At 35.6% G+C, this 9,437-nt stretch carries 9 protein-coding genes; 2 read left to right on the top strand and 7 right to left on the bottom strand.

Going from position 1 to position 9,437, the window contains the following annotated elements:
• Nucleotides 1-388 precede the first annotated feature (388 nt).
• The 5 genes from LEP1GSC202_RS14015 to LEP1GSC202_RS13990 all read right to left on the bottom strand — a co-directional run bounded on the left by LEP1GSC202_RS14015 (nucleotide 389) and on the right by LEP1GSC202_RS13990 (nucleotide 6,072).
• The gene (locus tag LEP1GSC202_RS14015; RefSeq protein ID WP_015678098.1) at nucleotides 389-1,075 is read right to left on the bottom strand and encodes an SH3 domain-containing protein; all 687 of its coding nucleotides are present in this window, start codon (nucleotides 1,073-1,075) and stop codon (nucleotides 389-391) included.
• Nucleotides 1,076-1,245: 170 nt separating this feature from the next.
• Nucleotides 1,246-2,130, bottom strand: a complete 885-nt coding sequence (locus tag LEP1GSC202_RS14010) for a hypothetical protein (RefSeq protein WP_039929024.1) — start codon at nucleotides 2,128-2,130, stop codon at nucleotides 1,246-1,248.
• Between the two features lie 400 nt (nucleotides 2,131-2,530).
• Nucleotides 2,531-5,155: a DNA polymerase domain-containing protein gene (locus LEP1GSC202_RS14000; protein ID WP_015678305.1), complete on the bottom strand. Its 2,625-nt coding sequence runs from the start codon at nucleotides 5,153-5,155 to the stop codon at nucleotides 2,531-2,533.
• 43 nt (nucleotides 5,156-5,198) lie between these two features.
• Nucleotides 5,199-5,465 (bottom strand): DUF8156 family protein, encoded by a 267-nt coding sequence (locus LEP1GSC202_RS13995; RefSeq protein ID WP_015678010.1) that lies wholly within the window; start codon nucleotides 5,463-5,465, stop codon nucleotides 5,199-5,201.
• 1 nt (nucleotide 5,466) lies between these two features.
• Nucleotides 5,467-6,072, bottom strand: coding sequence for a hypothetical protein (locus LEP1GSC202_RS13990; protein ID WP_015678306.1), 606 nt, complete (start codon nucleotides 6,070-6,072; stop codon nucleotides 5,467-5,469).
• A gap of 178 nt (nucleotides 6,073-6,250) precedes the next feature.
• Between LEP1GSC202_RS13990 and LEP1GSC202_RS13985 the strand changes: the two genes are divergently transcribed.
• A complete protein-coding gene (locus LEP1GSC202_RS13985; RefSeq protein WP_156825388.1) occupies nucleotides 6,251-6,637 on the top strand; it encodes a hypothetical protein in 387 nt (128 codons plus the stop codon).
• Between the two features lie 129 nt (nucleotides 6,638-6,766).
• Here the strand turns inward: LEP1GSC202_RS13985 and LEP1GSC202_RS13980 are convergent, their stop codons facing one another.
• Entirely contained in the window at nucleotides 6,767-7,144 is a 378-nt protein-coding gene (locus LEP1GSC202_RS13980) for a hypothetical protein (protein WP_015678006.1), read from the bottom strand.
• Nucleotides 7,145-7,570: 426 nt separating this feature from the next.
• Between LEP1GSC202_RS13980 and LEP1GSC202_RS13975 the strand changes: the two genes are divergently transcribed.
• Complete coding sequence (locus LEP1GSC202_RS13975; protein WP_039929072.1) at nucleotides 7,571-8,137, top strand: hypothetical protein; 567 nt, start codon at nucleotides 7,571-7,573, stop codon at nucleotides 8,135-8,137.
• On the opposite strand, the gene LEP1GSC202_RS13970 is transcribed toward LEP1GSC202_RS13975, so the two are convergent.
• The gene (locus tag LEP1GSC202_RS13970; protein ID WP_015678248.1) at nucleotides 8,125-9,411 is read right to left on the bottom strand and encodes a hypothetical protein; all 1,287 of its coding nucleotides are present in this window, start codon (nucleotides 9,409-9,411) and stop codon (nucleotides 8,125-8,127) included. The two genes, LEP1GSC202_RS13975 and LEP1GSC202_RS13970, sit on opposite strands and share 13 nt — an antisense overlap.
• Nucleotides 9,412-9,437: the final 26 nt, after the last annotated feature.

Genomic DNA, 9,437 nt, shown 5'->3' with positions numbered 1-9,437 from the left:
TTTCTATCTTTAGTTCATCTTTTTCTTAATTCTTATTTCTTAAAGTGAAAATTTTCATTAAAATTTTCTACTTTAACCAACGGAGCTGCGATAGAACGAATCGCATGAATGAAAATGCGTTAATTCAAAGATATTGGCGTAATTACTTACCAAGAGTATCTTAATCACTTTTTGGATATTGCGTATAACGAACTAGACTTACCGAAGTTCCCCGACCCTGAGTCCCGACGGGACGTTAGGGACTGGCATGTAGCTTGCGAAAGCAAGGCGAATGCCAGAAGGGGAATTTGCCGCAGGCCGAGCGAGGCCTTGTGCCGAAGCGAAGCGGTAAGTCGCTGTTATGCGCAGTAAATTATTTTAGAAATTAATTATAATAATTAATTTCATGTTAATTTCCGAAATCTGGATTTGCAAACATACAATTCATTAAAATTGATTTTTTGTCTTCAAAATTAATGATATTAATTTCTATTTGTTTACCTGATTCTAAAGAAATTTGAGCATTGCAGCACCCGTCGTATATATATGTAAAATTCTCTTTTTTAACTTTTTGATTTGAGAACTCAATATTTTTAAATGAGTTTTCGAGACTTACAGATAGATCATTTCTGAATTCAATAATTAAATTTGGATCATCCTGATAAAAGGACCATTTTCTAGTAATATCAAAAGGATCTTTATTATAATCTAAATCAAAGATTAAAGGAGAAGTATCTTTCTGATCGATAAACTTTAGAAACTGATAGGGAACAAATCCGATTAATCCTTTCAAGGTTTTAATTTTTACAAAATTACCTTTGTTTTCGTTGTAACTTAAATCAGTATCTACAATTGCTACTTTTTCACATTTTTTTATGTTACCAATGACTTTTGAGTTATTATTTGTAGATTCTCTGATATTTAAAATTTTTGAAGTAGTATAGTAAGAATATTTTGGTAAAGTTGAACTTTTGTTTAAATTGTCTGTTTCTAGTCTTTCAAGAGTTTCAGATTTATTACAAAAAGTTAAGGCCAGCATACTTAACAGTAAAAGAAAAAGAGGTTTCATATTAATATTTTTTAATTTATTGCGCATAACGAATAGACTTACCGAAGTTCCCCGACCCTGAGTCCCAACGGGACGTTAGGGACTGGCATGTAGCTTGCGAACGCAAGGCGAATGCCAGAAGGGGAATTTGGCGCAGCCCGAGCGAGGGCTTGTCCCGAAGCGTAGCGGTAAGTCGCTGTTATACGACGTTTTGTATGTTATAATTCGATTCCTAATTCAAGAATAATTGATTGCATATAGTCTGTATATGAATTTTCCTTTCGCAATCCATATTCAATATTCATTTGATTATCAAATCTTGAATCTCCTGAATATACTCTAAGATCGTCTGGCCTGATTCTTAATAGAGTAGATCTAAATCCGATTGTAAAGAAAAGGTTATTTGTAAAATAATATCCGAATTTTAGTAAAAACTCATTTCCTTGAACTCTCGTATAAGGTTCAATATTAACATCAATATATCCTTGATCAGTTCGAGCAGATACGAATGAATAATTATGTATAGATTTACCATAGAGTAGAAAAAGGCTTATTCTAGTAGCGATGAAGAAATTATCTAAAAATTTCGTTTTTGTTTGAATAGAAATTTCAGGACCAAGATACTTTTGTCCAAAATTAACATAAAATTGATTCAGAAATCCATCAGTAAGTTCGGAACGAAAGTATCGAGAACCAAACGAAATACTTACATTATTAAAAATAGAGTAAGAAAATCCTAATCTAATTTGTGATCTAAAATAATTTCCTATAGGAGTTGGCGTTTCTTTAATATTGCTTCTATTTTGAAAGTCTATATATTTTAAAGAATAATCTCGTTTAGTAAGTTCAAAGAAATCAAAGTAAAAAGCAAATTTTGAATCTTCAAATTTTTTCTGTGCGGCAAATTCATAACTATTAATATTTCGTCTTGGATCAGATTTATACGGTCCAAAAATATCGGTAAATTGTTCTTTTTCATATGGAACAATTGAAGAACCAATTTTTGAAAGAGAGAAAATCCATAGCTTTTGGCTATTAACTGGATCAACTTGAGCGTAAATTGGCGAGATGAATAAGAGTAAGAGAGTAATTTTTGTTTTCATATTTATTTTTACAAAATGTCGTATAACGAATGATTTATGCATGTTAGTTATTGTTGGCAATGCGGTGGTAAATTCTATTTTGTTTTATTGCTTTATTGTGGGATGTAAGCGCATTGTTTTTTTTGTAGTTAGAGCGTGTGTTAATTGATTGGTTTATTTGCCTTTATGTTGTATGATAATGGAGTTTTTTCTTTATGGGACATAATTCCTGATTCGGCATCCTTGTATTTTTGTGAATAGGGGTGTTGGGCATAGCTTCGCCCCCTCACTCCCATTGAATGAAAAGTGAATCTGATTCTTGATTTGAGGGTTGTTTCTTCAAATGTTTTTTTGTTTGGTGTTCTTTTTTCTCGTATAACAGGCATAGTATTTTAGTTTTTTTTTGATATTTTTTTAATGTTTATGCAATAAAAATAGAGTTGGCGGTATTGATGGTTTTGCAATAGTTTTGGTTTTTTTCTAGGGAGAAGGGTAAAAATGTATCTTCGCTTATTAGTATTTCAAAGTTTTTGAAACTGGAGATGCCGATCCAAATTTCTTTGAAAGATTTAAGCAAAAGGTTTCTATAATACCTGCGGTCGTATTTTGGTGTTTTGTGATCGGATTTTGGTGTTGTTCCGTTGTGATAAGGTCGGGAATGAGATATTTCATTCAGATTATAAGTTGTTGTTTTGAAAATTTCTTTGTCATTTCTCGTAATATTTTTGATCTCTTTTTGGGCATTTGGATAAGGGTCACTTGTATCTGATAATTTTTTGTTTATATTTTGATCAATTTGCATTATCTTTTTGTTTTTCTCGTTTGTATTTTTAAAATGGTTACCTTGGCCTCTACTTTCCCTATCACCTTTACTATTAAGGCTTTCGTTTGTGTTTTCTTTTTTTTCCATACGTTCGATGGTGAGGTACCGTTCCCCTTTTTTTTTCGATTTTTGGTTCAGAACTATATATTTAATTTTTTCACCAGCTTGGACACGCACTCCCATTTCCATTAAGTCTTTAACTGCGATTGTACTCGGTGCGTCAACGGTGTAGTCTTCTGGTTCTTTCGATGTTGACTTTTGTATGATAAGGTCTTTCCAATTTAGGTCACCAGTTACTAGTTTTTGATCATACGAATAAAATAAATCGATGATTTCGTTTTCTTTTGACTGCATTTCTTTTATGGTTTTGAATTGGCACATCCATTGTATCATATGGTTTTGTGCTTCACGGATAAGTTTTGGAAAATCTTTTCTTCTGGTGATAATGCCTCGACCTTTAAATTGGCCGTTTACAAAACAACCCATGTATCGGTTGGCAACAGGCAGTTTTTCATCTTGTGTTGAGGGTGGAAAACTTAACCACGAATATATCCCTTCAATTTCCATTTTGATTTTAGTGCGTTTCTCTATTTCTAGGCAAACCATCGTTAAGTCTTCTTTTGAAATTGGACTTTTGTCCTTTTTTTGGATGAATATACTGTCTGTAATTCCGTGTACAACATTATAATTGTATTCTTCTGATACTTCTTTTGCTATGATCAATTTTTCTCTTCCGAATGCAGTAACGGCTTCGTGGCTTTCGAGTTTTCCGAATTTTGCATTTCTGTAACCGAGATATCCAAATGAAGTTACTAACATCCATTTTAAACTTGATTGTTTAGATTGGATATTGATTGAGTTGGGGTGATTGTTTTTTTTTTGTTCTTTGTAATGGTTACGTCTTTGGACAATATGTGCCAATGCTTCTGAGACAATTCCTTTTCGTTTGGTACAAATTCTATAGCCCAGTGAAGGAACTTTTTCGATGTTTTCTTCACCTTCGCAACATAAACAGTTGATTGTTTCTGGAGAGATATTATGTGTCACCATAATACTTGGATACATTTGCGAAAAATCGAGTTGTGCTACATTTTCTAATACAAATCCATTTTGTATATCAGCTTGGAAAACAAGTCCACCTTTATCTGCATTTAATAATTGTAAGGCGGATTTTTCGGATTCTAATGCACTTTTTTGCCAAGGGACAAGGTAGTTCATTCGAAGGGCCACATCTACTTCGATGTAAGTGAGTGCTTTTCCTGTGGAAGCTCTTGCCATTTTTTGAATTGGTAATCTGGATATTCGAGAGAGTTCGATGATCCCTATGAGTTCTGCTTCTTTGTAGACAAAACTATTTCGGGAGTCAATATGCCATCTTCCAAAAAGAGGGTAAGAGGGGGCTCTATAAACAATGGTGCCATAGGTATTAAAACTTGTTCCTTGGGTTTGGATAGATCGCCTAATTAAACTTGTTTTGTCTCTATCAAATTCTGTTGTTAGGTGATTATCTTGTGCAGTTTTGAATAAATAAGGGAATATCACTTGGTCTCCAAAGGAGGACAATACAATATCAGGGTCGTGATTTTTGAAAATTTCATTTAGGTTTTGGATGAGAGTGATTCCATTTTTAGTTGGGATTTGGTATGTTTTTTGTGCAGTTTCTGCGATGAGAGTATTTTCTTGGAATGGGTGCCTGTGACTTTTTTCTAAATAAAGGGAAATCGCTTTTAATTCTGGAACTTCATAGTCCAACTCATTGATGTCAGTGAGTGCTTTGATGTTTTTTATATGATTGAGTTGATTTTTGGAAACTTCGTATTCGATTCTAAGGAAAGCAAGTGGATAGATGTTTTTTTCTACCATATATCCTGTGGTGATTTCGATATCGGAATGGTAGATATCATATTTTCCATATAAATTAAAAAGTTTGTTTGTGATTTTTGGCAAGAGTTGCGGTTTCGATATGACAAGTTTTAAAACAGGGATGCTTTTGTTTTGATAAAATAATCTTTTTTCTGTAAAAGTAGGAATTTCAGCCAATGCATCTAATTCATAAAATCGTTTTACTAATTTTTTAAGAATTGTTGGTGATGCGTTGGCGTAAATAATGGGAAAGTATTCATCAACAAAAAGTTTTAACTCACCTGAATCTGATTTGATCCAAAGATAAATTTTTTGTTCCGAGTGGTAGATATCAAAGAGATATCCTTTATAAATTTCCATATTTGATTGGGGTTTACATTGATTTGAAGTTTTTTTTCACTAACTATAGTTTTGAATCCTCTATTAGTTTTCTTTTGATTTCGGTTAATTCGTTTAGTTCTTTTTTTAATTGAATCATCATGGATAAAAGCATGGAATCAATCGGATAGGGAAGTGAAGCCATTACACCAGCTTGCACCTGTAACTTGGAAATTCGAATGAGATCATCGAAGATTTCTTGGTCGGCCTTTCGAAGGGCTCTTCGAAAATCAGATAAATTTTCTTCGATTTGCAACATTTGGCGAGAATAAGGGGAAATGGTTCTGCCCATTTTATGCTCCTGTAAGGGATGTTTTTCGTGTCCGGATCCTAGAGAGTCCTTTTTCTGTTTTGAGTTCCCATAGGGTTTGGGAAACACGTAAGAGTTTTGGGAAAAAAAGTTTGAAGTTTTGGTGTGAGTAGGTCCACGACTCAATGATGAGTAGTGGTATGTTTTCTGTGGGAAATTTTTCTATAAAGTTTAACATCAAATGTAATAGATAGATTCCTTCGTCATCTTTCACATCTCCATCTAAGAATTGTTTGCAGGGAGCTAACATAAAGTAGATGGTATTTTCTCTTTTTTCTTTTAATATATTTTGTAAGGCATCTAAGATTTGGTACGGCGTGAAGGCTCTTTGGATTTGAATTTGCTCTAAAAAAGGTTCTGGTGCAAGATTTTGTTTCCTGGTTTCTTCCGTGATGGTAAAGGGGTTAAACCGGATGGCGCAGTCCAAATTGAATACCTGAAACCCTGAACAGACAAGTGCATATTGCCAATAGTGGGCGAGTTTGTACATCCCCCTTTCACCCGTGAGAAGTCCCAAGTCCTTTTGGTTCCAGTTTTGTATGGGTTCGTAGATATTGGAGGAAGAATGACTTTGTTCTGCGAGTTCCATAGGATAACTATATATATGTTTAGTAAAAATATGTAAAGTGAAATTTACTTGTACTTACTTTTTTCACTTCCTGTAAAAAGAGGGAAGCGAAGAACTTATGTGACATAATTCTTGATTTTTTCCCACATTCCGATGGAAATGAATCAAATGGTTTGGAATTTGTAGGAAGTGCATCAAAATGAAGTTACTGTTAGTTTCCCTAATGATTATGATCTCAGTGTTAAACCCCAATGCCTATGCAGCGAACAGACAGCTTGATTGTACTCGGGTCAAAAAAGGGATGTTCTATTATGAAGCATCTCCAGATTTATTCATCATCATTGAAAGGAATGAAAACTTCCAACGCCAACATCGATTGTACGAAACATTTTATAAGGTAGAAAACATAACTTGGATGGATCCGTGTTCTTACATTCTAAAAACAACAGAACTAAATGATCCTTTCCTTGGAAATGAAATTGGTTCAGAATCCGAAATCAGAATTGTATCAGTAACTGAAACATATTATGAATATATCACAAAAGAGAATGGAAAAGGAAAGATAAACAGAAAATTTATTTTCTGAAAGATTTAGCAAAGATCATTGAAAAACAAAAGAAATACAATGTATCTGATTGAATTCCCAATAAAAAGTAAGGAAAAACGACCAACCAAATCTTAAGAAAGTTAGGTGGCCGTTTCGGTGTCAAGAGGACTATAGAGGAGGGACTTCCCCTACGGTTTTTACACCTGTGATGAAATAACGAGTTTCGGCAAAACAACTAAAGGGAACACCAATGTGTTCTTCATACTCTAAAACTACACGTTTGCCAATTGATGCATTGAGTTCATTGGCAATCGATTCATCTCGGATACTGAAGTAAAACTTTTCTGTCATGGTTCCAGGCATGGTGACAAGTGCCATTTCCCCTTCCCAAGTTTTACAAACCCAACCCTTTTTGGAAAGTTTTTGGATGTAACCCGCACGGTCACCTTCCGAATAACTCCAAGTGAGAGTGAGCCAAGTATAACCCGCAAGGAGTACTGCGAGAAGGATGAGGAACAAACTGAAACGTAAGATGAATTTACTCATATCGTAATCATGAAGTTTGCTTAAGGATCGGAAACTTTCAAGACAATAATTTCTGAATTGGAACAGAATGGATTTGAGATTTCATAACAAAACGAGTCCCTGCGCCAGGGATACGTAGGGCTTGGTCGGAGGAGGTTCATCCTCCGAGGACGGGAGCGAACGCGCACCCCGGAGAAGCCCGTCCCCGACTAGAGGTGAGTCAAATCTTCGGAAAAATTGGGAGCGCCCAAGTGGAGACGAGCAGGGAAAGAACGGAAATGTGAACTTTTGGAAAGAAAAAATTGGGGGTTGCAGGAGAAAGATTGCCAAAAAAAAGACTCCATGGTAGAGGAGAGTCATTGGGTGGCGGGTCCAGTTCCCCTCCCAAATCGGGTGGGGAGTACACTATCTTCTTGCCAAACCCCAATCCAAAACCAAATTACTCCCATGCAAAAGAAAATACTCCTTTTATTTTTTATGTACCAAATGGTCGCATGTTCTAGTGCCACAAGTTACCAAAAAATAGAAAATGTTAAACCAACCAAACAATGGGGGGTGATTGAAGCCAAAGAAACGGCAAAAAGTATGAGCCATTCTTTATCAGTATATTATAAAACAGAATTAAAGAATGGGTTTTTGGAATGGAAGGCCATACAAAATAGCACCTCGGAACATATAGATACAAAACTCATCAGCAATGAAATTTTAAACCAACTAACAAAAGATAAGGTACCATTTGTGGATACTTCGATACGAGAAGATGCGACAAAAGAAATGGCTTTTGGGAAAACAGGAATGGTATCGTCAGATTCTCGTTTATCTGTAGGAAAGTTTAAGTCCCCGTCTCACCAAATTAAAGGTGAAATCAATGAAGTTGTAAATTATGAATCTGGAAATAAAATCCAATATATCACTGTTACTTTGTTTTTGGTAAGTTTGGAAACCAACCAAATTGTTTGGTCGGAACAAAGTAATTTTCTCAAAAAAAGTAAGGTGGAAGGTTATGGTTTTTGAAGGTCTGGCACAAATCCAAATCGAACTTTGACCTTTCCAATAGCAGGAGTTAAGTGGTAGGTAACTGGCCCATGTTGGGAGGAAAGTTTTGGATTGTTAAGTTTTGACTTTGATTTTCCAATCCAAACATATTCTGGGAAAAAACGTACATACCGGTATTCTGTAGAAATATCCAAATCTTCTTTGATATTGGTTTTGGCATCTTCAATCGATTGGTCTACCCATTCACTTCCTAGTTTGAAACCAGAGATCATGATTGTAATTCCAGCAGCTGCTAATTCTTCGGAACTTGCTTCCGCTCCCAAATAAACAATCCCTGCTCCTAGAGCGACAATGGTTGCACCAACTAACACGGAACCAGTGATTTTTAAGGTTCCTTTGGTTCCTTCTTTGAGTGCAGTGGCCGAAACCAATTGGAAGTATTTGGAATCTTGGATCAGTTCTGAGATTTCATTGTCACGGATGAGATGGCGTTCATACCAACCAAGGGTCCCTTTTTCCAAACTAAGAGACAATGTTTTGTTATTGTCGAGTAAGAGAAGGGTGCTTTGTTTTCCTGAAGTTTGAAATTTGAGATTCCTAAGCCCTCGGATAAAGTTGAGATTGACAGAAGGGTCCATTGATGGTTCAGCACCTGGACCACCAAAGATAAAAATAAACTCTCCATCTGCCGGAAAGGTCTCCGATGTTAGGGAACGTATGGAATGGGATTGGGGTTTTAACTGCGTTGCCTTACGAAAATCCACCATCGCTTCTTCTTTAGATCCTGTAGAAAGCCAAAGAGAGGCAAGTAATAAACGTAAGGTGGGATCATCAAACTGGCCTTCGGCGCTCCATTCTCCACTGAGTAAATTGCCAGCATACCTTGCTTGGATTTTCGCTTTGTCATACTCTTCAACACGTGAATAATAAAGTCCAAGTAAAATGTGTAAGTAGATGATTTCGGCTTCGGAGGCATAATACCCATCTTCTGATTCCAAATAAAAAAAGGATTTTAAGGAACGAGTTGCACTAAAACGCAAACGTTCTTTACTTTCTTCCGCGAGGGATTCGAGGTCTTTGTAATTGCTTCCTCCATTTAAAAAACTGAGATGGGCTTTTTCTAAAACAGAGATAAATCCTTTATTTTCTTTTGAAGGCAAAAGGGAGATGGTTTTGGATAGGTCCCCTGATTCATACGCGCGGAGGGAAGCCTCATAGTCTTGTCGTTTGGCAAGACTAGAACATTGGATGGCAAAACTAACTGTGATTGCAACAAGGGCAAGGATACGCATCAAACACACCCTTTCCTTGTTTTCAA

Origin of the sequence: Leptospira yanagawae serovar Saopaulo str. Sao Paulo = ATCC 700523 (assembly GCF_000332475.2) — a bacterium.
Taxonomy (GTDB): Bacteria; Spirochaetota; Leptospiria; order Leptospirales; family Leptospiraceae; genus Leptospira_A; species Leptospira_A yanagawae.
The sequence above is the reverse complement of the archived record's forward strand: the minus strand, read 5'-3'. Positions and strand labels throughout refer to the sequence as shown.